The sequence below is a fragment of the Bradyrhizobium jicamae genome, from assembly GCF_018130695.1.
Taxonomy (GTDB): Bacteria; Pseudomonadota; Alphaproteobacteria; order Rhizobiales; family Xanthobacteraceae; genus Bradyrhizobium; species Bradyrhizobium jicamae_B.
This window is the reverse complement of the sequence record NZ_JAFCJX010000040.1, coordinates 49,335-69,863: the sequence shown is the minus strand read 5'-3', so window position 1 is coordinate 69,863 and position 20,529 is coordinate 49,335. Positions and strand designations below refer to the sequence as shown.

Sequence of the window (20,529 nt, the reverse complement as noted above, 5' to 3'; positions counted from 1 at the left end):
CGACGTGGATGATAACCTTGAATTCACGGCGCGCTGGGTCTCCAGCGCCATCACGACCCGGCCCGAGCGCATGCGCCTGACGTCAATCACCCTGTTCCTGACGCTGCTGGCTGCGCCGGTCGCGGCCGCGCCGCTGGCCGCGCCGCACCAGGTCGAGATTCCCGACGGCAGCATCACGCTGCGTGCCCAGCTGTTCAGGCCCGACGGCGATGGGCCGTTTCCGACCGTGATCGCGCTGCATGCCTGCGACGGCCTGGCCGGTCCGTCCGAGCCGGTGCTGCCGCGCTATCGCGACTGGGCCGAGGAGTTGCTGAAGGCCGGCCATGCGGTACTGATGCCCGACAGCTACAGCTCGCGCGAGATCGGTCCGCAATGCCGCGCCCGGGAGCGTCAGGTGCAGGCACGGCGCGAGCGCGTCGCCGACATCAACGCCGCGCGGCAATGGCTGGTGCAGCAGAAATGGGTGGCGCGCGACCGCATCAGCCTGATCGGCTGGGGCAATGGCGGCGGCGCGCTGCTCTGGGCGGTGCGCCCGCAACTGCTGGCGCGCAACGCGCTGCCGGATTTTCGCTCCGCAGTCGCGTTCTATCCGGATTGCCGCTCCTCGCTCGGCCTCGGCTGGAGCGCGCGGGTGCCGACATTGGTGCTGATCGGCGGCCGCGACGACGTCACCTCGCCGTCAGCCTGCCATGCGATGGTCGACGGCGCACGCGGCCGCAGCGCGCTGGCGCGCATCATCGTCTACCCCGAGGCTTATCATGATTTCGATCGCGCGAATCTGCCGCTGCGCCTGATCAGCGGATCGGATGCCGCCACGCCGGAGCGCGGCCATCTCGGCACCGACGCCGACGCGCGCAGCGATGCGCAGAAGCGCGTTGCCGAATGGCTTGCGCGTTAGAACAGGCTGCCTTGATCGACAGGTTTTGCAACCCGCTTCGGCGCCGCCGGCTTCGCCTCCTTCGGCGCCTTGGGCTCGCTCACAGCCGCGGGCGGACGATCGGCATCGGCGGTGGCCGCGACGCGGCCGTCGGCGAACTCGATGGTGAGATTGGCGCTCGGCCCGACCGATGCTGCGGAATGAACGGCGTGGCCGTGCTCGTCTCGCACCAGCGCAAAGCCGCGCGCCAGCACGCCGCGATAGGACAGCGCCGACAGCAACTGTCCGCTATGGCCGACACGTGCCTCGAGCCGCTGCATTGCGGTCGCCAGCGCCCGCCGCGCGCGTTCGGCGAGGCGGTGGGTGCGTTCGCGGTTGCGCGCGATCGCATTGCGCTGCGCCTGCGCATTGGCGAGCTTCGAGGCCTTCAGCCTGATCTCGAGCCCCGCAAATCGCTCGCGGCGGCGATGCAGCAGCGAACGTGCCGACAGCGTGATGCGCTCGCCGGAGACCGTCAGCCGTTGCCGCGCATGTGCGACCTGGCCGCGCAGCACCCCGATCGTCAGCCGCGCGCTGCTGGCGGCGAAGCGGCGAAAATGCGCATGCGTATTGGCCTTCAGCCCGCGCGGCAGGCCGGCGGCGAGATGGTCGAGCCGCTGCCTCGGGATCGCGAGCAGTTCGTGCGCGGCGGGCAGGGCGCGGGCGGCGGCACGCAATTCACGGCGGCGGGCCTCCTGCGCGCGCTGCCAGCACACCATGGTGCGCCGGGCGAGGCTCTCGACCTCGACAAAGAGCTCGCTGCGCACCGGCACCGCCATCTCGGCGGCGGCCGTCGGCGTCGGCGCGCGCTTGTCGGCGACGAAATCGATCAGCGTGATGTCGGTCTCGTGGCCGACCGCGGAGATCAGCGGGATCATGCTGTCGGCGGCGGCGCGAACCACGATCTCCTCGTTGAACGACCAGAGGTCCTCCAGCGACCCGCCGCCGCGCGCGACGATCAGGAGATCCGGCCGCGGAATCCGGCCGCCCTCGGGCAGCGCGTTGAAGCCGCGGATTGCGGCGGCGACCTGCTCGGCGGAGCCTTCGCCCTGCACCTTGACCGGCCACACCAGCACACGGCGGGGAAAGCGGTCCTCCAGCCGATGCAGGATGTCGCGGATCACGGCGCCCGTCGGCGAGGTGACGACGCCGATCACCTCCGGCAGCCAGGGCAGCAGCTGCTTGCGCGCCTCATCGAACAGACCTTCCGCGGCGAGCTTCCGCTTGCGCTCCTCCATCAAGGCCATCAGCGCGCCGACGCCGGCTGGCTCCAGGGAGTCGATGACGATCTGGTATTTCGAGGAGTTCGGATAGGTCGTGAGCTTGCCGGTCGCGATGACCTCCAGCCCTTCCTGCGGCTTGAAGCGCATCCGGGCGTGGGCGAACTTCCAGATCACCGCCTCGATCTTGGCGCTCTCGTCCTTCAGCGCGAAATAGCAATGGCCGGAGGAGTGCGGCCCGCGGAAGCCGGAGATCTCGCCGCGGACGCGGACATGGCCAAAGCGGTCCTCCACCGTGCGCTTCAGCGCGGTGGAGAGTTCCGAGACGGTGAATTCAGGCGCGTTAAGCAGATTCGGGGCGGCGGTCATTCGATCCATAGAATCGGGGTTTTTGACCCCGGGCGCAAGGTCCGAGCGGCCAGTTTCAGGCGCTGGCTCACATATCCACATATGGTCAGAGCGCTCGATTGCAGCCGTCTTGCGCCGTGCTACACCGTGGCGAAATACCGTGGCACCCCCCTCTAGATCGGCAGTCATTCATGAACATCCTCCTGCTCGGTTCCGGCGGCCGCGAACACGCTCTCGCATGGAAGATCGCAGCCTCCCCGCTGGTGACGAAACTGTGGTGCGCGCCGGGCAATGCCGGGATTGCGCAAGAGGCCGACTGCGTCGCGCTCGATGTGGCCGATCATTCCGCGGTGATCGCCTTCTGCAAGGCGAACGCGGTGGATTTCGTCGTGGTCGGGCCGGAGACGCCGCTCGCGGCCGGCGTGGTCGATGATCTCGCTAGCGCCGGCATCAAGGCGTTCGGGCCGCGCAAGCGGGCCGCGCAGCTCGAAGGCTCCAAGGGATTTACGAAGGATCTCTGCAGCGAGTTCAACATTCCGACCGGCGCCTATCGCCGCTTCGACAATGCCAATGATGCGCTGGCCTATGTCCGCGCCCAGGGTGCGCCGATCGTGGTCAAGGCTGACGGGCTCGCCGCCGGCAAGGGCGTCGTGGTGGCGATGACGCTGGCCGAGGCGGAAGCCGCCATCGCGATGATGTTCGAAGGCGGGTTCGGCGCGGCCGGGGCCGAGGTCGTGATCGAGGAATTTTTGTCCGGCCGCGAGATCAGCTTTTTCGCGCTGTGCGACGGCGAGACCGCGATCCCGCTCGCGACTGCGCAGGACCACAAGCGTGTGTTCGATCACGACGAGGGGCCGAATACCGGCGGCATGGGTGCCTATTCGCCGACACCGTTCGTGACGCCAGAAATCCACGACCAGATCATGGCGCGGATCATCTTGCCGACGGTTGCGGGCATGAAGAAGCGCGGCATGCCATTCAAGGGCGTGCTCTATGCCGGCGTGATGCTGACGGCAGAGGGACCAAAGCTGTTCGAATACAACGTCCGCTTCGGCGATCCCGAGTGCCAGGTGCTGATGCTGCGGATGATGTCGGATATCGTGCCGGCGCTGCTCGCATCCTGCGATGGCCAACTGAAGAACTTTGACCTGCGCTGGTACCCCGACCCCGCGCTCACGGTGGTGATGGCCGCCAAGGGCTATCCCGGCGATTACGCCAAGGGCACGCGGATCGATGGCCTCGAAGACGCCGCCAAGGTCGAGGGCGTCGAGATATTCCATGCTGGCACAACGGCGAAGGATGGCGCGATCCTCGCCAATGGCGGGCGCGTGCTGAATGTCTGCGCGATCGGCAAGACCGTGACGGAAGCGCGGGACCGCGCCTATCAAGCGGTCGATCGGATCGAATGGCCGGACGGTTTTTGCCGCCGCGACATCGCCTGGCAGGCGATGGAGGCGGAACGGGGTTAATCAGAGCCGCTTGCCGGTTGGCAACCCCGATGCCGCATCGCGCGGCGAGAGGATCGAGTGGTTGCCGCCGGAAATCTGCGCGAGCTGGTCTTCGCTCAGTTCGCGACGCGAGGTGTCGGTGCGGTGGTCGCGCGTCGGATCGTCGGTCATGGCAATCCCCTTCGTTGATGAGGGGATTGTAGCGGCGAAGATCGCGGAGACTGTGAGCCGGATCACGCGGTGCCGTAGGGTGGGCAAAGCGAGCCCGTCCGCCGTAGCTCAACGAGCGAAGGCGGAAGCGTGCCCACCATCACGAGCACGCCGTAGATGGTGGGCACGGCGCAAACGCGCCTTTGCCCACCCTACGCGATGTCGCTTACAGCAAATCCCCACCCGCAGCGCTTGCCGTGGTGCCGTGCTCGCGGAACGCCTTGATGACGTTTTTGCCGATCTTCCACTTGTGCACCTCGTCCGGCCCGTCGACCAGCCGCTGCGAGCGCACCTGGGTGTACCACTTCGCGAGCGGCGTATCCTGGCTGAAGCCGAGTGCGCCGTGCAGCTGGATCGCGGTGTCGATCACCTTGTGCACCATGTGCGCGTGGAAGATTTTTGCGATCGAGTTTTCCTGGCGGATGTCGAGGCCCTTCTCGGCCTTGTAGGCGATGTGCAGCAACATCAATCGGCCGATATAGAGCTCGCTCGCGCAATCGGCGAGCATGAACTGCACCGCCTGCCGGTCGGCCAGCAACTGGCCGAAGGTCGAGCGCTTGGTGACGTGGGCAACCGCCATGTCGAGCGCGCGCTGGGCTTTCGCGACGTTATGCATGCCGTGGCGCAGCCGGCCATAGGCGAGGCGATGCTGGCCCATGTTGAAGCCGTTGCCTTCGCCGCCAAGCAGATTGTCGGCCGGCACCTTCAGATCCCTGATCTCGATTTCGGAGTGGCCGCCATGGATCACGTCGTCATGCGGGCCCTCGATCGCCATGTTGGCGACGTTGCGCTTGATCTTGTAGCCGGGGTTCGGCAGCTCGACGATGAAGGTCGAGTACTGCTTGTGGCGCGGCGCGTTCGGATCGGTCTTGGCCATCACCAGCGCCATGTCGGCGACGCTCGCGGAGGACGAGAACCATTTCTCGCCGTTGAGAATGTAGTTCTCGTTGCCGTCCTTCACGGCCGTGGTCTGCATGCCCGTGGCGTCGGCGCCGGCGGCCTTCTCGGTCATCGAGAAGCAGATGCGCTTGTCGCCGTTCAAGAGGGGTTTAAGGAACTTCTCCTTCTGATAGTCCGTGCCGTGGGCGAGGATCGTCATCATCGAGGCATCGTCGGGGCCCTGCGTGTTCATCGAGAGCGCGCCCAGCATGCTCTCGCCGAGCTCCATCTGCACCAGCGCGTTGGCCAGCGGCCCGAGCCCCATACCGCCATACTCCTTCGGCACGAACGGGCACCACAGCCCCTGCGCGCGAGCCTTTTTCCGCAAGGGGCCGAGCACCTCGGCGAGCGGTTTGGTGTCGAGTTCCTTTTCCGCGGGGATGCATTCGTCGTGGACGAATTTGCGCACCTTCTCGCGGATCGCCTTGGCATCAGACGGGATTTCGAAATCGATCATGACGTTTCCCCTTGTTCTTGATGGCTTGCCTTGGTGGATGGCATAACCCTCGCTCAAGTCAGCGGCAACGACAAACAAAGTTTGAAGCAAGAACGCGCCGCGAAAGGAGCCCCGGATGCCCGATCTCGCCGATCTCTTTCCCGGCTATGCCTCCGAATGGATCAACACCTCGCAGGGCCGCATCTTCGCCCGCGTCGGCGGCAAGGGGCCGCCGCTGCTTCTGCTGCACGGCTTCTCGTCGACCCATGTGATGTGGCATCAGGTGGCGCCCAAGCTCGACGACAAATTCACGCTGATCATTCCGGACCTGCCGAGCTACGGCTGGTCCGACATGCCCGCAAGCGACAAGGATCACACGCCCTACACCAAGCGGGCCTGGGCGAAGACCATGGTGGAGATGATGGAGAGCCTCGGCCATGTGCATTTCGCGCTCGCCGGCCACGACCGCGGCGGCCGCGTGTCGTATCGGCTGGCGCTCGATCATCCCGGCCGGCTGTCGAAGCTCGCGGTGCTCGATATCGCGCCGACCTATGATTACTGGGAGAAGCTGAACCGACTGTCGGCGCTGAAGATCTACCATTGGGCCTTCCTGGCGCAGCCCTATCCGTTGCCGGAGACGTTGATCTCAGGCGCGGGCGAGTTCTTCCTGAAGGAGAAGATGGCGAGCCAGACCAAGAGCGGGACATTGGACGCGATGGATCCGCGCGCGCTGGAGCATTATCTGGCGCCGTTCCGCGATCCCGCGCGTATCCATGCGATGTGCGAGGATTATCGCGCCGGTGCCTATGCGGATTACGAGATCGACAAGGCCGACTTTTTGGCCGGCAAGAAGATCACCGTCCCGATGCTGGCGCTGTGGGGTGATGCCGGGGTTGCGAGCGCCGCGACAACACCGCTCGATACGTGGAAGAAGTGGGCGACAAACGTCAGCGGCACGCCGGTGGATTCCGGGCATTTTCTGACGGAGGAGAATCCGGAGGCAACGGCGAAACTGCTGCGGGAGTTTTTTCTGGCGGCGTGATGCCGTAGCCCGGATGGAGCGCAGCGTAATCCGGGGCCGCTCCCTCCGCGGATGGTCTGAACCCGGATTACGCTGCGCTCCATCCGGGCTACGGAGCGGTCACCGCCGCTCCCTGAAGAACTCCCGCAGCAGTCGCGCCGCCTCGCCCTCACCCAGCGCGCCGTAGACCTGCGGCACGTGATGGCAGGTCGGCTGGGAGAAGAAGCGTACGCCTGATTCAACCGCGCCGCCCTTGGGATCGGCGGCGCCGTAATAGAGCCGACGGATGCGGGCCAGCGAGATCGCGCCGGCGCACATGGTGCAGGGCTCGAGCGTGACGTAGAGGTCGCAATCGACCAGCCGCTCGGTGCCGATGGCCTCCGCGGCCTGGCGGATCGCCAAAACCTCGGCATGGGCAGTGGGGTCGCGGTCGGTCAGGGTGCGGTTGGCCGCGGTGGCGATCACCTCGTACCCCCTGACAATCACGCATCCGATCGGAACTTCGCCCGATTTTCCGGCATTTTCGGCGGTTTTCAGCGCCAAATCCATGAAAGAAGGGGCTGACATGCCTCGTATCATCCCAAGAAACCTGCTAGTAGCTTCGCCTTCAGCCAATGTGGATACCGGCTTTTGATGCGCCGCCGAGTTGCGGGCGCACGGCCGTTTGACCTTACCCCAAGCGAGACTTTCATGCCCCGCGACAGCGATAAAGACAACGATTCCCGCGGACGGCGTGACCGGGGCGGGCCCGGCAAGGGCCGCCCGGGCGGTGGCCGCGGCGGCGACAAGCCGTTCGGCAAGCGCAGCTACGGCGACAAGGGCGGCGACCGCGGCAAGCGCTCCTTCGGCGACAAGGGCGAGGGCCGCTCGTTCCGCCGCCGCGAGGACGGTGATGCGCCGCGCCGCGACTACGGCGACAAGCCCCGATTCAACCGCGACGACCGTCCCCGTGGTGACCGGCCATTCCGCGACCGTGCCGCGCGCGATGGCGAGAAACGGTCGTTCAAGCCGCGCGGCGACCGGCCGAGATTTGATCGCGATGGCGAAAAGCGTTCGTTCAAACCGCGCGAAGACCGCGGCAGCGAAAAGCGTCCCTACACGCCTCGCGGCGACCGCCCGAACTACAACCGCGACGATCGTCCGCCGCGGCGCGATCGCGATGACGCCCGCCCGGCCGGCCGATTTTCCGATCGGAAGTTCGGCGACAAGAAGCCCTACACACCGCGCGAGCGTGATGGCGAGAAGCGCCCCTATACGCCGCGTGGCGAGCGATCATTCGGTGATCGTCCCTCGCGCGACGGCGATCGGCCCGAGCGGAAATTCAGCGGCGACAGGAAATTTTCGCGCGGCGCGCCGGATCGCAAGGGCGACCGGGGGGATCGTGGTCCGCGCAAGGATTTCGGCGATCGCCCGCCGCGTGGCGAATCCAAGCCGTGGCAGAAGCGTGATGACCGCGGCGATCGCGGTGGCGATCGGCCGCGTTTCTCGCGCTCGCGCGACGATCGCGAGCAGAGTGATCGGCCGAAATTCAGCCGGCCGCGCTGGGGCGACGATGAGGGCGGCGATCGCCGCGACAATCGGCGCGAGCGGCCCGAGGGCCGCACCGACTGGCAGGAGCATCCGCGCAGCGAGGGCCGTTTCTCCGATCGTCCGCGCCGGGACAATGAAGACGACAGCCAGATCTTTACCAAGCGGCCGGCGTTCGGCGGTCGCGGCGCCTATCGCGAGCGGTCGTATGACGACCGCCGCGAGCGTCCGGAGCCGAAGCCGAAGAAATCCGGCGAGCGCATTGCAAAAGTGCTGGCGCGCGCCGGCCTTGCTTCGCGCCGCGACGCCGAGGAGATGGTGACGCAGGGCCGCGTCACCGTGAACGGCCGCGTGATCAATTCGCCGGCGCTCGACATCACCGAGAATGACGTGGTCGCGGTCGACGGCAAGAATTTGCCGCCGCGCGAGCGCACGCGGCTGTTCATGTATCACAAGCCGCGCGGGCTGATGACGACGCATGCCGATCCCGAGGGGCGGCCGACTGTGTTCGACAATCTGCCCGAAGGCCTGCCGCGGCTGATCTCGATCGGCCGGCTCGACTTCAACACCGAGGGCCTGCTGCTGCTCACCAATGACGGCGGGCTCGCGCGTACGCTCGAGCTGCCCGACACCGGCTGGCTGCGGCGCTATCGCGTCCGCGCCCATGGCGAGGTGACGCAGGCCCAGCTCGACCAGCTGAAGGCAGGCGTCGAGGTCGACGGCGTCAAATACGGGCCAATCGAAGCGACCCTGGAGCGCGACCAGGGCGCCAACGTCTGGGTCGTGTTCGCGATCCGCGAGGGCAAGAACCGCGAGGTGCGCAACGTGATGGCGCATCTAGGCCTCGAGGTGAACCGGCTGATCCGCGTCTCCTACGGCCCGTTCCAGCTCGGCGAGCTCGAGGAGGGCAAGGTCGAGGAGGTCAAGACGCGGGTGCTGCGCGAGCAGCTCGGTGAGAAGGTCGCCAAGATCGCCGGCGCCGATTTCACTCGGCCGGAGCAGAGTCAGGCCGACGATGGCGAGGGCAAGAAGCCATCCAAGCCCGCGAGCAAGCGCGCTGTCATCAACGACCGCAAGGGTCGCCGTGTGCTGGTGCAGCGCACCGGCAGCGAGGAGGCGCGCGCCCGCAACGAGGACGAGGCCAACGGCTACGGCCCGCCGCGCCGTCCCAAGCGCGGCTATCACGGCAAGCGCGATCTCAAGCCGCGGGACGAGTAATCCGCAATGCGCGTCGTCGGGGGACGATTGAGGGGCCGCAATCTGGCGTCGCCGCAGTCGCGCGAGATCCGCCCGACGGCGGATCGGTTGCGCGAGTCCGTGTTCAACATCCTCGCGCATGCCTATGACGATCCGATCACGGATGCGCGCGTGCTCGATCTCTTCGCCGGCACCGGCGCGCTCGGCATCGAGGCATCTTCGCGTGGCGCCAGGTTCACGCTGTTCGTCGACAATGGCGCCGAAGCGCGCGCGCTGTTGCGCAACAATGTGGAGTCGCTGGGCTTAGGCGGCACGACGAAAGTCTATCGCCGCGATGCGACTGACCTTGGACCTGCGCATCCGGTCGAGCCGTTCTCGCTGGTGTTCCTCGATCCGCCCTATGGCAAGGGCCTCGCCGACAAGGCGCTCGCCTCGCTGCGCGACGGCGGCTGGCTGACGCCGGGCGCGCTGCTGGTGGTAGAGGAAGCAAAGGCTGTGGCATTCGCGGCGCCTGATGGATTCGAGGAGCTCGAGCGGCGCGCGTATGACGACACGGAGTTTGTGTTTTTGAAGGGCCCGACTTCGTAGGGTGGGCAAAGCGAAGCGTGCCCACCATCGCGAGCACGCCGTGGATGGTGGGCACGGCGCAAGAGCGCCTTTGCCCACCCTACGCAGCTGCTTTGTGGCGGCTACCGCCGCCCGAACAGCTTCTCGATATCGCTGAGCTTCAATTCGACATAGGTCGGACGGCCGTGGTTGCACTGGCCGGAGTTCGGTGTGTCTTCCATCTCGCGCAGCAGCGCGTTCATCTCTTCCGGCTTGAGGCGGCGGCCGGCGCGGACCGAGCCGTGGCAGGCCATGGTGGCCGCGACATGCATCAGGCGGCGCTCCAGCGGCAGCGCCTCGTCCCATTCGGCCATGTGTTCGGCGAGATCGCGCAAGAGCCCCGCGGCATTGGCCTTGCCAAGCAGTGACGGTGTCTCGCGCACGGCGACCGCGCCGGGGCCGAAGGATTCGATCGCAAGGCCAAAGGAGGCAAGCTCCTCGGCGCGATCGAGCAGTTTCTCGACGGTTGATTCATCGAGCTCGACGATCTCGGGGATCAGGAGGATCTGCCGCTGCACGCCGTTCTTGGCAAGCGACGCCTTCAACTTTTCGTAGACGATGCGCTCGTGCGCGGCGTGCTGGTCGACCACAATCAGCCCGTCGCGGGTTTGCGAGACGATGTAGGTCTCGTGAATCTGCGTGCGCGCCGCGCCGAGTGGACGGTCCAGCATGTCGGGCGCAGGTGCGGCCTCGAAGCGGACATCGGCGGTCGGCGTGCCCACATCGAAAGCGGCCTGGCCGGCCTCGGCGAAGGCTGTTGCGGCAGCTCCATCGAATGAGCGAACAGGATTGACCGGATAAGACGGCGAGCTGCGCCAGTCCCAATTCCCCGCGCGCGGCGGCGGCGTGAAGGCGGGGCGGAAGGCGGAGAGCGCGGCTCCGTCGGTGTTGGCCGCGGTGCGCTTGCCCTCGCGCGCCAAGCCTTCCTTCAGCGCATGCACAATCAGTGCGCGGACCAGGCCGGCGTTGCGGAAGCGAACTTCTGTTTTCGCCGGATGCACGTTGGCGTCCACCTCCTGCGGATCGCAGGTGACGAACAGCGCCACCACCGGATGACGGTCGCGCGGCAGATAGTCGGAATAGGCGGCGCGCACCGCGCCGAGGATCAGCTTGTCGCGCACCGGGCGGCCGTTGACGAACAGATATTGCCCGAGGGCATTGGCGTGGGTCAGCGACGGTGCCGCGGCAAAGCCCTCGACCACGACGCCCTCGCGTTCGGCGCGCACTTCGATCGCGCTGCTACGAAAATCTCCGCCGAGGATGTCGCCGAGCCGGGTCAGCCGGCCGGCAGCGCCGGGCAGCGCGGCGGCCCAGGTCACCGGCGCGCGCTCTTCGCCGGCCAGCGTGAAGGCGACATCGGGCCGCGCCATCGCAAGCCGCCGCACTACCTCGCGGATGGCTTCGGCCTCGGTGCGGTCGGTCTTGAGGAACTTCAGCCGCGCCGGCGTCGCGTAGAAGAGGTCATTGACCTCGACACGGGTGCCTTGGCCGAGCGCCGCCGGCATGATCGGCGATTTCTCGCCGCCCTCGACCGACAGCGACCAGGCGTGCGGTTCGGTGGCGTGGCGCGTGGTGATGCCGAGCTTGGCCACGGCGCCGATCGACGGCAGCGCCTCGCCCCGGAACCCGAGGGTGCGGATCCGCAGCAGGTCCTCGTCGTCGAGCTTGGAGGTGGCGTGGCGATCGACCGCAAGCGCGAGATCCTGCCGCGTCATGCCCCCGCCGTCGTCGGTAATGCCGATTCGCCGCCGCCCGCCGCCATCGGTGAAGATGTCGATCCGGCTGGCGCCGGCATCGATCGCGTTCTCGACGAGTTCCTTGACCACGCTCGCGGGACGTTCGACCACCTCGCCGGCGGCGATGCGATTGACGAGCTGTTCGGGGAGCTGGCGGACGGGCATGGATATCTTACGGATTCGGAACCTGACCGCATTGTAAGCGCTCGCGCCGGCAAATGCATGGGGCGGATCGGAATTCGGTCCTCTGAGCTGGGGATGATCCCGGCCTATCGCCTTGAAGATGCTCGCGATCGCGTCCGTGGCGATACTCCCTACGTGCCAATTGTGGGGCCGCATCCGGAGGTATATCGTTTAGAAAAATTATAAGCCTGTCGGGAGGATCCCATGTGCCATCTGTTCGCGCACCAGCCGCAACGCGACTATGAATCGCAGACCAGATCGCTGCGGATCGACGGCCATTGCACCTCGATCCGGCTGGAGATGTCGTTCTGGGATACGCTGGAGGAGATCGCGGCCAAGGAAGGCATGACGCTCGCGAAATTCCTCACCACCCTCCACAACGAAGTCCTGGACCATCACGGCGAGGTCAACAATTTCGCCTCGCTCTTGCGCTGCTCGTGCCTGATCTATCGCTCGCGCGCCGTGGCACCGGCTGTTCCGGAATATCGCGACAACGCGACCGCGATGCTCGACGCGGCCGAGTAAGCTCAGCAACGCCACACAAAGAAAAGCGGCCCTGTCCGGGGGATGGACAGGGCCGCTTTGAGTTTGAGGGACTTAGATCTCCTTCCGCTGCATTGCTCCAGCGATGCTGTCGGCCTGGCGGATCGCCAGTGACACGATGGTCAGCGTCGGGTTGCAGGCCGCGCCCGAGGTGAACTGGCTGCCGTCGGAAATGAACAGGTTCTTGACGTCGTGGGTCTGGCCGAATTTGTTGCACACGCCGTCCTTGGCCTTCTCGCTCATCCGGTTGGTGCCCATGTTGTGGGTGCTCGGATAGGGCGGCGTCGGATAGGTCACGGTGGCGCCGACCGCCTCGTAGATCGCCGAGCCCTGCTTGTAGGCGTGCTCACGCATCGCGACGTCGTTCGGATGATCGTCGAAATGCACGCTTGCGACCGGCATGCCGAACTTGTCCTTGGCCTTCGGATCGAGCGTGATGCGGTTGGTTTCCTGCGGCATGTCCTCGCCGACCAGCCACATGCCGGCCATCCGCGGATAGCCTTCCATCGCCGACGTGAAGGAACGGCCCCAGGCGCCGGGATTGAGGAACGCCGCCATGAAGGGCACGCCGATCGACAGCGTCTCCATCTCATAGCCGCCGACGAAGCCGCGCTTCGGATCGTTGCGGGCCTCGTCGCGGACGATGCCGGCCATGGTGGTGCCGCGATACATGTGCACCGATTTCTCGAAGGTCGCGTACACGCTGCCGGTCATGTGCCGCATGTAGTTGCGGCCGACCTGGCCGGACGAGTTGGCCAGCCCATCCGGGAACATGTTCGAGGCGCTGTTGAGCAGCAGCCGCGGGCTCTCGATCGAGTTGCCGGCGACCGCGACGACGCGTGCCTTCTGCCGCTGCATGGCGCCGCTCTCGTCGGCATAGACCACACCGGTCACCTTGCCCGAGGCGTCATGCTCGATCTTGATCACCATGCTGTTGGGGCGCACTTCGAGATTGCCGGTGGCCTCGCCCTTCGGAATCTCCGTGTAGAGCGTCGACCATTTGGCGCCGGACTTGCAGCCCTGGAAGCAGAAGCCGATCTGCTGGCACGAGCCACGCCCGTCGCGCGGCTCGCTGTTGATCGCCATCCGCCCGGTGTGGACCTCCTTGTAGCCGAGCTTCTTGGCGCCGGCTTCCAGCACCTTAAAATTGTTGTTGCCGGGCAGGCCGGGAATGCCGTTCGTGCGGGTCACGCCCATCTTGTTCTCGGCCTTGGCATAGTAAGGCTCGAGCTCGGCGAGCGTGATCGGCCAGTCCAGCAAATTGGCGCCGGAGATGCCGCCATAGGCGCTCTTGATCTTGAACTCGTGCTCGTCGAAGCGCAGCGAGGCGCCGGCCCAGTGCGTGGTCGAGCCGCCGACCGCCTTCACGATCCAGGCCGGCAGGTTCGGGAAGTCCTTGGCGACGCGCCAGCTGCCCGACGTCGTGCGCATGTCGGACCAGGCGAGCTGGGTAAAGCTCTCCCATTCGTCGTTGACGAAGTCCTGGTTCTCGATGCGGGCGCCGGCCTCCAGGATCACCACCTTGATGCCCTTCTGCGCCAGCTCATTGCCGAGCGTTCCGCCGCCGGCACCGGAGCCGACGATCACGACAACGCCGCTGTCATTCAGATCGAATTTTGCCATTGTTTGTTTCCTCCTCAGCGTGCGTTGTGGCTCAAGCCTTCGGCAGCCAGTCGATGTCGGCGAAGCCGCGCTTGATGTAGCCGCCATGCTCGGCGGAGGAGCCCTCATAGCCGAAGCGCGGCCAGACCTCTTTCTGGTTGTAGAGGGAGACGATTAGGTCGCCGCGGATCTTCTGGAAGAAGTCGGTCTGCTCGATCCGTTGCAGCAGCGCGACGCGGTCGTTTTCCCAGCCGACCTGCGCATAGGGCACCTTGTGACGCTCATTGGCTTCCTGGTCGAGCCGTGCCACGCCGGCGGTGAGCAGCGATTTCACGGCCGGATCCTTCGCGGCCTTGCCGTCCCACGGCTTGACCGCTGATATGTAATAGCTGTCGCCGAGGAAATCGTGCGGATAGATGTCGCGTGCCATCTTCAGCAGCGTCTTCATCGCGGCCGGCGTCAGCGCGGTGGCATCGTCGGCCCAGGCATCGCCGATGCCGAGTCCGGTCGAGGTGGCGATCGCAACCGCCGGCGCGGTTGCGGCGGCGCCTTTGAGAAAGACGCGGCGGTCAAATTTGTTGCGACGATCGACTTCTCTCATGTGTGTTTCCTCCCTGATTTCTTGATTGCACTGGAATCAGCCGAAGCGCCCGCCGCGCTGGATCACCTCGATCTTGTAGCCGTCGGGATCGGAGACGAAGAAGAAGCGCGCCAGCGTCCTGCCGTCGTGCTTGAAGTCGCGCAGCGGCCCGGGCGCGAGCTTCTCCTTGTCGAAACGTGCGTGCTCGGCATCGACGTCGTCGACGACGACGGCGAGATGGCCGTAACCGTCGCCGAGCGTGTAGGGCTCCTTGCGATCGTAATTGACGGTCAGCTCGACCTCGAACGGCGAGGACGGATGGCGCAGATAGATCAGCGCGAAGTCTCCGAATTTCAGGTGGTCGGCGACGTCGAGACCGAAGGCGCGCTTGTAGAAGTCGAGCGCCCTGGCCTCGTCGAACACGCGGATCATCGAATGGACGGGCTTGGCCATTCAGTTCAGCTCCTTCAGATAGGCGATGATCAGGGCGCGCGTCTCCGGCTTGGCCTGGCGGTAGACCATCGTGGCGCCGGGGAGCAGTTCCTGCGGATTGGTGAGCCAGGCGTCGAGCTTGGCGTCATCCCAGGTGAAATCGGCCTTGGCGAGTGCTGCCGAATATTTGAAGCCGTCAGCCTTGCCGGCGGCTCGGCCCGCGATCTTGTGGAGCGACGGGCCCTGCCGCACGGGTTCTGACGTGTTGGTGGTGTGGCAGGTCGCGCATTGCTGCTTGAACAGGGTTGCGCCATCGGGCGGCTTGGCTGATGGCAAGGGCATCTGCGCGCCGGCCGTTTGCACTGCAAGCATCGCGCTGCAAAATCCTGATACGAGTCCCCATCCTGCGTGCAGCTTTTTCATCGACATCACCGTTGGCGTGCGATGACTGTAGGGGGCGGAAAATCGCCGGTGGTAGTAGCGGGCTGTTTCACGCCAGAACAAAAGCGGCTGCGCGCGAATGTGAACGGGTCTGGGATACCGAATGCGAGCGCAGAAATATTCGGAGGCACGCGAACCGAAAGCGCGTCGGGATGGCTCTATGGCGCGATCCAGTCACTGCCGGAGCATTATCGTGAGGTCATCCTGCTGCGGGACATCGAGGAATTGTCGATCGACGAGACCACTGAGGTGCTCAGCCTCACCCGCGAGAGCGTGAAGGCGCGCATCCATCGCGCGCGGCTGATGATCCGGGAATATCTGGTGCGCGATTAACCTTCGAGGCGAGCGGAACTCGCGCTGCCAAATATGCGGACGACAATTCCGCGAAATGACCGCGAAAACCCTGCACGATCACCACACGGCGTCGTTTGCATGGCCTGCGCGCCGTTTGCGAACAAACTTGAAATCCGCACGATGGGCAGTCCCGGCGCAGCAAGCGGCGCGCCCGCGCCGAGCGACTGATCTCGTGACTTAGATATCTGGGAGTAATGGATGAAGCTGGCGAAAACCACTGTGCTCGCACTCGCCGTCTCGGCTGCAATGGCCGGTCCCGTCCTGGCGCAGGGCCTGTCGACGGACACGCAGACGCGCGGCGCGCAGGGCAGAACCACGACACAGCCCAGCGGAATGTCCGGCAGCGGCGACGAGGACATGGAGGCGACGACGCCGACATCGCAGCAGAAGGGCGTCAACGCCAAGCCGAGCCCGAAGGGAACGGTCGGGGCGGGGCACGGTTCCACGAAGGGCACCGGTGCCGACACCACCGGCAGCAAGCGCTATTGATCGGATCAGGCGGAGGCGGCCCTTGTGGTCGCCTCCGCTTCTCTCAGTCATCTCTTAATCGTCAAAACCACGCGAGCCGCGGCCGGCCTTGACGTCGCTGCGGCGTTTCTTGCCTTCCAGCCGGCGCTGCTTGGAGCCGAAGGTCGGCTTGGTCGCCCGCCGCGGCGTCGGACGCACCATCGCCTCCTGCAGCATCGCGAGCAGCCGCTCGATTCCATCCGCACGGTTGCGCTCCTGGGTGCGGAAGCGAAACGCCTGGATCACGATCACGCCGTCCTTGGTCATGCGGCTGCCGGCCAGCCGCGCCAGCCGCTCGGCGGCATCCGGCGGCAGCGCGATCTTGCTGGTGTCGAAACGGAGCTGGGCCGCGGTCGAGACCTTGTTGACGTTCTGCCCGCCTGGACCCGAGGCGCGGACGAATACGATCTCGATATCGTCCTCGTCGATTGTAAGGTCGCGGGAGACCCGCAGCATGGCGTCACCAGGAAAGAAATGCGCGGAAGGCGCGCTCAGGCGTCATTCACGCCCGGAACGGACGCGTATGTAGCACGTTCGCGGCGCGGATGCATCGCGACGATGCGCTCAGACAGTCAAATGCCAGTTGACGTTGTCATAGATGACAAATTGCGCGTTGCTCGTCACCTGCGTGCCGTCCATCACCCATGAGGCGACGCCGCCGGTGCTGCCGTTCTCGAACACCAGATCGGATTTTCCGTCTCCGCTGAGGTCGCGCACGGCATCAAAATGCCAGCCGGCGGCGGCGTTGATGACGCCGATCTGCGGGTTCGCCGCGACCTGGGTGCCGTTCATCTGCCAGATCGCCACGCCGTGAGTGGTGTCGTTCAAGAACAACAGATCGGTCTTGCCGTCGCCGTTGAAGTCGCCGGTGTCCTGAAAATGCCAGCCGGTTGCGATCGTGCCGATCTGCGGGTTGGCGGTGACCTGGGTGCCGTCCATCTGCCAGATCGCGACCCCGTGGGTCGTATCGTTGAGCATCAGCAGGTCGGTCTTGCCGTCGCCGTTGAAATCGCCCGTTGTGGCGAAGTGCCAGCCGGCGGCGATGGTGCCGATCTGCGGGCTCGCGGTGACCTGGGTGCCGTCCATCTGCCAGATCGCAACTCCGTTGGTCGTGGAGTTCAGAAACAGCAGGTCGGTTTTTCCGTCGCCGTTGAAATCACCGTTGCCGGCATAGCCCCATCCGGCGGTCGCATTGATGGTCCCGATTTGCGGGTTGGCCGTGACCTGGGTGCCGTCGATCTGCCAGACCGCGACGCCATGGGTCATGGAGTTCAGGAACAGCAGGTCGGTCTTGCCGTCGCCATTGAAATCGCCGGTGCCGGTATAGCTCCAGCCGCCGGCGGCGTTGTAGGTGCCGATCTGCGGATTCGCCGTAACCTGGCCACCGTCCAATAGCCATTCGGCAACGCCGTGGGTCGTGGAATTGATGAACAGCATGTCGGTCTTGCCGTCGCCGTTGAAATCGCCGTTCCCGATGTAGTTCCAGCCGGCGGCTGCATTGATGGTGCCGACCGTCACGCTCGCCGATATCTGGGTGCCGTTCATCTGCCATTCGAAGACGGTGTGGGCGGCGTTGCTGATCGTCATCAAGTCGGATCTGGCGTCGCCGTTGAAGTCGTTCACCGCCTTGTTCGGAACACCGATGAAGTCGTCGAGATTCAAATTGGCCTTGGTGACGCTCTGCAGCGTCAGGGTATCGCCGTTGCCGAAGTTGAAGACGGTGTCGGCGCCGGATTGGCTGGCGTGTCCCAGTGCGTGGGCGAGGGTGGTATGAAATGCGCTCAGATCGATCCGGTCGTCGGTGTGAGCGCCAGCGACGAAATCGGTGATGATGTCGGAGCCGTCGCTCGGACCGAACACGAAGAGATCATCGCCCACGCCGCCGGTGAGCGTGTCGTTGCCGGCACCTCCCGCCAGCGTATCGTTGCCAAGCTCGCCCCGCAGGTGATCGTCACCGCCGCCGCCGTAGATCACGTCTTTGAGCTCGGTGCCAAGAATCCATTCGCTTGCGCCGGTGCCGTTGAAAGTGACCGTCAGGGTCGCGGCGTTGAAGCTGTGGGGGATGTCGGCCGTACCGTAATAGTATTGCGATGCGGCGACATCGACGGTGCCGAGCGAAACCGTCGTGTTCGGACGATTGTACGACATGACGGTGTAGGTGGCGTTGTCGTGCGCCGGATCGATCGTCGGCGTGCCTTCGAAAGGATGCTTGAACCCGAGCGCGTGGCCGATTTCGTGGAGCGTCACCGAATAGCCGCCGTGCGTGGGCGACATCGCGACGTCGTTGCCGGCATAGAGCGCGGCGTTCAGGAAAACATCGCCACCCAGCGTGTTGTAGCTCAGGCTGTAGACTTTCGTGCCGTTGACTGTGGTCCACTGAACATACGGATTGTAGCCCAGTCCTGCGGCCTGCTGACCGTTGGCGGCGAGCTGGCCGGTCATGTCATACATGTTGAAGCGGATCTGCCCGCCGACCGCTTCCGGGACTTCGATGAATGAAATCCCGCTCGCCGCCGCCCACACGTCCAGGGCCTGGCGAATATCGTTCTTCTGGGCCTCGGAAAATGCCGTGAAGCTTGGCCGGGCCGTGCTGTCATAGGACGCCGGCGCGGAGTTGAAGCTGTAGGTGACGACGACCGGCGTGCCGAGCGGCGCGTCGGTATTCCACCGCGCCGTCTGTACCGTTCCGGTAATCGAGAGAATGTCGTTGTCGACGGCCATGCCAGCCCCATTTCCGGAGCCGGACACAATTTCCCACGGCCAGCGGTCACCCTGCCGTGTACAATCCCCAACGCCCCGGCGGGACGATATTAAGGCTCATTTGCGGAGTCAATCAGAGCGCGAACGCTGCCGCGCCTGCACGGGACGGTTCAAGTCGTTGTGCGATCGGGCGTGCGTCAGTTGCTAGCCTTAGTTGCTAGCCTTAGTTGCTAGCCTTGGGCGCCGCCGCCGCCGGCTGCGCAGCGGCCTGCGGGGCGCGGCCGACGATCACGGTCAGCAATCCGTCGCCCCAGAGCTTCTTGGCGACGCGCTTGGCGTCGTCCAGCGTCACAGCGTCGACGATGGCGTTGCGCTTCTCGATATAGTCGATCGGCAGCTTGTCGAGCTGATATTGCAGCATCGCCTGCGCGAGCTTCGAGGACGTATCGAGCGCCAGCATCTGCGAGCCCTTCAGATAGGATTTCGCCTCATCCAGCTCCTTCTGGGTCGGGCCTTCCTCGGCGATGCGGCGGATTTCCGTTTCGATCGCATCCACGGTTTCTCCGGCGCGGTCGGCGCGGGTGCCGGTGTTGCCGAAGAACAGCGCGGAATGATCCATCCAGAGCAGGGTCTCGTAGACGGAGTAGGCGAGCCCGCGTTTCTCGCGGACCTCCTTGTAGAGCCGCGACGACAGCCCGCCGCCGCCAAGAATGTGGTTCACCACATAGGCGGCCATGAAGTCCGGATCATGCCGGCGGACGCCGGGGCCGCCGAAGGTGACGACCGTCTGCGGCACGTCGAGCGGGATGAAGGCGCGCTGCGGCGGCTTGGTCGCCACCACGTCGGGGACCGGCACCAGATCGGCCTTGGCGGGCAGGCCGCCAAAGGTCTTGTCGAGCAGTCTGCCGAGCGTGTCCGGATCGACGTCGCCGACCACGGCGACCCGCAGCGTATCCTTGGCGATGATGCGGCGGGCGTAGTCCTTGAGGTCGGCAATCTCGATCTTCGGCACGCTCTCCAGCGTGCCGCTGGCCTGCCGGCCATAGGGATGATCGCCGAACGCGACCTGCAGGAACTTGCGTCCCGCGATCGAGCTCGGATTGGTGGACTCGCGGCGCAGCGTCGACAGCACCTGGCCGCGGATGCGCTCGACATCGACGGGGTCGAAATGCGGCGCGCTCAGCGCCGAGCGCAGCAGCTCGTAGGCCTCGTCCTTGTTGTCCTTGAGCATGCGCAGGCTGCCGCGGAAATTGTCCCGCGTCGCCGAGAAGCTCAGCTCGATGGCGCGGCGTTCGAGCCGCTCATGGAAGGTCTTGGAATCGAGATCGCCGGAGCCTTCATCGAGCAGGTCGGCGACCATGTTGCCGACGCCGGGCTTGGCGGTCGGATCCTGGCTGGCGCCGCCGGCAAAGGCATATTCCATCGCGATCAGCGGCACGGTGGCATCCTGGACGAACCAGGCCTCGATGCCACCGGGCGACACCAGCCGCTGGATTTTCGCAGCCGCCTGCGAGGGCGCGACGGAGAGAAGCGTCATGGCGGCGCAGGCGCCGCCGATCAGGGCTGCACGGCGGGTGAGGGCA

The 20,529-nt window shown here is 65.6% G+C and carries 20 protein-coding genes; 8 read left to right on the top strand and 12 right to left on the bottom strand.

The window, feature by feature from the left end; translation table 11 throughout:
• The first annotated feature begins 70 nt into the window (after window positions 1-70).
• Window positions 71-898, top strand: a complete 828-nt coding sequence (locus JQ604_RS37450; protein WP_212365774.1) for a dienelactone hydrolase family protein — start codon at window positions 71-73, stop codon at window positions 896-898.
• On the opposite strand, the gene xseA is transcribed toward JQ604_RS37450, so the two are convergent.
• Window positions 895-2,505 carry an exodeoxyribonuclease VII large subunit gene (gene xseA, locus JQ604_RS37445; RefSeq protein ID WP_212365761.1) on the bottom strand — a complete coding sequence of 537 codons (1,611 nt, stop codon included), beginning with the start codon at window positions 2,503-2,505 and terminating at the stop codon, window positions 895-897. The two genes, JQ604_RS37450 and xseA, sit on opposite strands and share 4 nt — an antisense overlap.
• A gap of 170 nt (window positions 2,506-2,675) precedes the next feature.
• On the opposite strand from xseA, the gene purD reads away from it, so the two are divergent.
• Complete coding sequence (gene purD, locus JQ604_RS37440; protein WP_212365760.1) at window positions 2,676-3,953, top strand: phosphoribosylamine--glycine ligase; 1,278 nt, start codon at window positions 2,676-2,678, stop codon at window positions 3,951-3,953.
• Here the strand turns inward: purD and JQ604_RS37435 are convergent, their stop codons facing one another.
• Both JQ604_RS37435 and JQ604_RS37430 read right to left on the bottom strand, forming a co-directional pair.
• On the bottom strand, window positions 3,954-4,103 hold the full coding sequence (locus tag JQ604_RS37435; RefSeq protein WP_212365759.1) for a bacteriocin: 150 nt from the start codon (window positions 4,101-4,103) through the stop codon (window positions 3,954-3,956). It abuts the gene before it with no gap.
• A gap of 205 nt (window positions 4,104-4,308) precedes the next feature.
• A complete protein-coding gene (locus JQ604_RS37430; RefSeq protein WP_212365758.1) occupies window positions 4,309-5,538 on the bottom strand; it encodes an acyl-CoA dehydrogenase family protein in 1,230 nt (409 codons plus the stop codon).
• A gap of 115 nt (window positions 5,539-5,653) precedes the next feature.
• On the opposite strand from JQ604_RS37430, the gene JQ604_RS37425 reads away from it, so the two are divergent.
• The gene (locus JQ604_RS37425; RefSeq protein WP_212365757.1) at window positions 5,654-6,559 is read left to right on the top strand and encodes an alpha/beta fold hydrolase; all 906 of its coding nucleotides are present in this window, start codon (window positions 5,654-5,656) and stop codon (window positions 6,557-6,559) included.
• A gap of 99 nt (window positions 6,560-6,658) precedes the next feature.
• Here the strand turns inward: JQ604_RS37425 and JQ604_RS37420 are convergent, their stop codons facing one another.
• Window positions 6,659-7,117: a nucleoside deaminase gene (locus tag JQ604_RS37420; protein WP_212365756.1), complete on the bottom strand. Its 459-nt coding sequence runs from the start codon at window positions 7,115-7,117 to the stop codon at window positions 6,659-6,661.
• A gap of 111 nt (window positions 7,118-7,228) precedes the next feature.
• On the opposite strand from JQ604_RS37420, the gene JQ604_RS37415 reads away from it, so the two are divergent.
• Window positions 7,229-9,283 carry a pseudouridine synthase gene (locus JQ604_RS37415; protein WP_212365755.1) on the top strand — a complete coding sequence of 685 codons (2,055 nt, stop codon included), beginning with the start codon at window positions 7,229-7,231 and terminating at the stop codon, window positions 9,281-9,283.
• Window positions 9,284-9,289: 6 nt separating this feature from the next.
• Window positions 9,290-9,850 carry a 16S rRNA (guanine(966)-N(2))-methyltransferase RsmD gene (gene rsmD / locus JQ604_RS37410; protein ID WP_212365754.1) on the top strand — a complete coding sequence of 187 codons (561 nt, stop codon included), beginning with the start codon at window positions 9,290-9,292 and terminating at the stop codon, window positions 9,848-9,850.
• Between the two features lie 101 nt (window positions 9,851-9,951).
• On the opposite strand, the gene mutL is transcribed toward rsmD, so the two are convergent.
• Complete coding sequence (gene mutL, locus JQ604_RS37405) at window positions 9,952-11,769, bottom strand: DNA mismatch repair endonuclease MutL (RefSeq protein ID WP_212365753.1); 1,818 nt, start codon at window positions 11,767-11,769, stop codon at window positions 9,952-9,954.
• 222 nt (window positions 11,770-11,991) lie between these two features.
• Here mutL and JQ604_RS37400 point away from each other — a divergent pair, with 222 nt between their 5' ends.
• Window positions 11,992-12,312 (top strand): ribbon-helix-helix domain-containing protein, encoded by a 321-nt coding sequence (locus tag JQ604_RS37400; protein ID WP_212365752.1) that lies wholly within the window; start codon window positions 11,992-11,994, stop codon window positions 12,310-12,312.
• 72 nt (window positions 12,313-12,384) lie between these two features.
• Here JQ604_RS37400 and JQ604_RS37395 read toward each other — a convergent pair whose 3' ends face one another.
• The 4 genes from JQ604_RS37395 to JQ604_RS37380 are packed head-to-tail and all read right to left on the bottom strand — an operon-like array spanning window position 12,385 to window position 15,286.
• Entirely contained in the window at window positions 12,385-13,953 is a 1,569-nt protein-coding gene (locus JQ604_RS37395) for a GMC family oxidoreductase (RefSeq protein ID WP_212365751.1), read from the bottom strand.
• Between the two features lie 31 nt (window positions 13,954-13,984).
• Window positions 13,985-14,533 (bottom strand): gluconate 2-dehydrogenase subunit 3 family protein, encoded by a 549-nt coding sequence (locus tag JQ604_RS37390; protein ID WP_212365750.1) that lies wholly within the window; start codon window positions 14,531-14,533, stop codon window positions 13,985-13,987.
• Window positions 14,534-14,569: 36 nt separating this feature from the next.
• Window positions 14,570-14,965, bottom strand: a complete 396-nt coding sequence (locus tag JQ604_RS37385; RefSeq protein ID WP_212365749.1) for a VOC family protein — start codon at window positions 14,963-14,965, stop codon at window positions 14,570-14,572.
• Window positions 14,966-15,286, bottom strand: a complete 321-nt coding sequence (locus JQ604_RS37380) for a c-type cytochrome (RefSeq protein ID WP_212365773.1) — start codon at window positions 15,284-15,286, stop codon at window positions 14,966-14,968.
• Window positions 15,287-15,352: 66 nt separating this feature from the next.
• Here JQ604_RS37380 and JQ604_RS37375 point away from each other — a divergent pair, with 66 nt between their 5' ends.
• Both JQ604_RS37375 and JQ604_RS37370 read left to right on the top strand, forming a co-directional pair.
• Window positions 15,353-15,718: a sigma factor-like helix-turn-helix DNA-binding protein gene (locus JQ604_RS37375; protein ID WP_349631185.1), complete on the top strand. Its 366-nt coding sequence runs from the start codon at window positions 15,353-15,355 to the stop codon at window positions 15,716-15,718.
• Window positions 15,719-15,937: 219 nt separating this feature from the next.
• A complete protein-coding gene (locus JQ604_RS37370; protein WP_212365748.1) occupies window positions 15,938-16,228 on the top strand; it encodes a hypothetical protein in 291 nt (96 codons plus the stop codon).
• A gap of 54 nt (window positions 16,229-16,282) precedes the next feature.
• Here the strand turns inward: JQ604_RS37370 and arfB are convergent, their stop codons facing one another.
• The 3 genes from arfB to JQ604_RS37355 all read right to left on the bottom strand — a co-directional run bounded on the left by arfB (window position 16,283) and on the right by JQ604_RS37355 (window position 20,483).
• The gene (gene arfB / locus JQ604_RS37365) at window positions 16,283-16,702 is read right to left on the bottom strand and encodes an alternative ribosome rescue aminoacyl-tRNA hydrolase ArfB (protein ID WP_212365747.1); all 420 of its coding nucleotides are present in this window, start codon (window positions 16,700-16,702) and stop codon (window positions 16,283-16,285) included.
• A 108-nt stretch (window positions 16,703-16,810) separates the two neighbouring features.
• Entirely contained in the window at window positions 16,811-18,967 is a 2,157-nt protein-coding gene (locus tag JQ604_RS37360) for an FG-GAP-like repeat-containing protein (RefSeq protein WP_212365746.1), read from the bottom strand.
• Window positions 18,968-19,169: 202 nt separating this feature from the next.
• Window positions 19,170-20,483 carry a M16 family metallopeptidase gene (locus JQ604_RS37355; protein WP_249159228.1) on the bottom strand — a complete coding sequence of 438 codons (1,314 nt, stop codon included), beginning with the start codon at window positions 20,481-20,483 and terminating at the stop codon, window positions 19,170-19,172.
• Window positions 20,484-20,529 lie beyond the last annotated feature (46 nt).

Bases quoted from the DNA above. Each gene is read 5' to 3' on its own strand.
- rsmD (WP_212365754.1), top strand. From the start codon at position 9,290: ATGCGCGTCGTCGGGGGACGATTGAGGGGCCGCAATCTGGCGTCGCCG.
- JQ604_RS37385 (WP_212365749.1), bottom strand. From the start codon at position 14,965: ATGGCCAAGCCCGTCCATTCGATGATCCGCGTGTTCGACGAGGCCAGG.
- arfB (WP_212365747.1), bottom strand. From the start codon at position 16,702: ATGCTGCGGGTCTCCCGCGACCTTACAATCGACGAGGACGATATCGAG.
- JQ604_RS37360 (WP_212365746.1), bottom strand. From the start codon at position 18,967: ATGGCCGTCGACAACGACATTCTCTCGATTACCGGAACGGTACAGACG.
- JQ604_RS37395 (WP_212365751.1), bottom strand. From the start codon at position 13,953: ATGGCAAAATTCGATCTGAATGACAGCGGCGTTGTCGTGATCGTCGGC.
- mutL (WP_212365753.1), bottom strand. From the start codon at position 11,769: ATGCCCGTCCGCCAGCTCCCCGAACAGCTCGTCAATCGCATCGCCGCC.
- JQ604_RS37380 (WP_212365773.1), bottom strand. From the start codon at position 15,286: ATGCCCTTGCCATCAGCCAAGCCGCCCGATGGCGCAACCCTGTTCAAG.
- purD (WP_212365760.1), top strand. From the start codon at position 2,676: ATGAACATCCTCCTGCTCGGTTCCGGCGGCCGCGAACACGCTCTCGCA.
- JQ604_RS37355 (WP_249159228.1), bottom strand. From the start codon at position 20,483: ATGACGCTTCTCTCCGTCGCGCCCTCGCAGGCGGCTGCGAAAATCCAG.
- JQ604_RS37430 (WP_212365758.1), bottom strand. From the start codon at position 5,538: ATGATCGATTTCGAAATCCCGTCTGATGCCAAGGCGATCCGCGAGAAG.
- JQ604_RS37450 (WP_212365774.1), top strand. From the start codon at position 71: ATGCGCCTGACGTCAATCACCCTGTTCCTGACGCTGCTGGCTGCGCCG.
- xseA (WP_212365761.1), bottom strand. From the start codon at position 2,505: ATGACCGCCGCCCCGAATCTGCTTAACGCGCCTGAATTCACCGTCTCG.
- JQ604_RS37390 (WP_212365750.1), bottom strand. From the start codon at position 14,533: ATGAGAGAAGTCGATCGTCGCAACAAATTTGACCGCCGCGTCTTTCTC.
- JQ604_RS37400 (WP_212365752.1), top strand. From the start codon at position 11,992: ATGTGCCATCTGTTCGCGCACCAGCCGCAACGCGACTATGAATCGCAG.
- JQ604_RS37415 (WP_212365755.1), top strand. From the start codon at position 7,229: ATGCCCCGCGACAGCGATAAAGACAACGATTCCCGCGGACGGCGTGAC.
- JQ604_RS37420 (WP_212365756.1), bottom strand. From the start codon at position 7,117: ATGATACGAGGCATGTCAGCCCCTTCTTTCATGGATTTGGCGCTGAAA.
- JQ604_RS37425 (WP_212365757.1), top strand. From the start codon at position 5,654: ATGCCCGATCTCGCCGATCTCTTTCCCGGCTATGCCTCCGAATGGATC.
- JQ604_RS37435 (WP_212365759.1), bottom strand. From the start codon at position 4,103: ATGACCGACGATCCGACGCGCGACCACCGCACCGACACCTCGCGTCGC.
- JQ604_RS37370 (WP_212365748.1), top strand. From the start codon at position 15,938: ATGAAGCTGGCGAAAACCACTGTGCTCGCACTCGCCGTCTCGGCTGCA.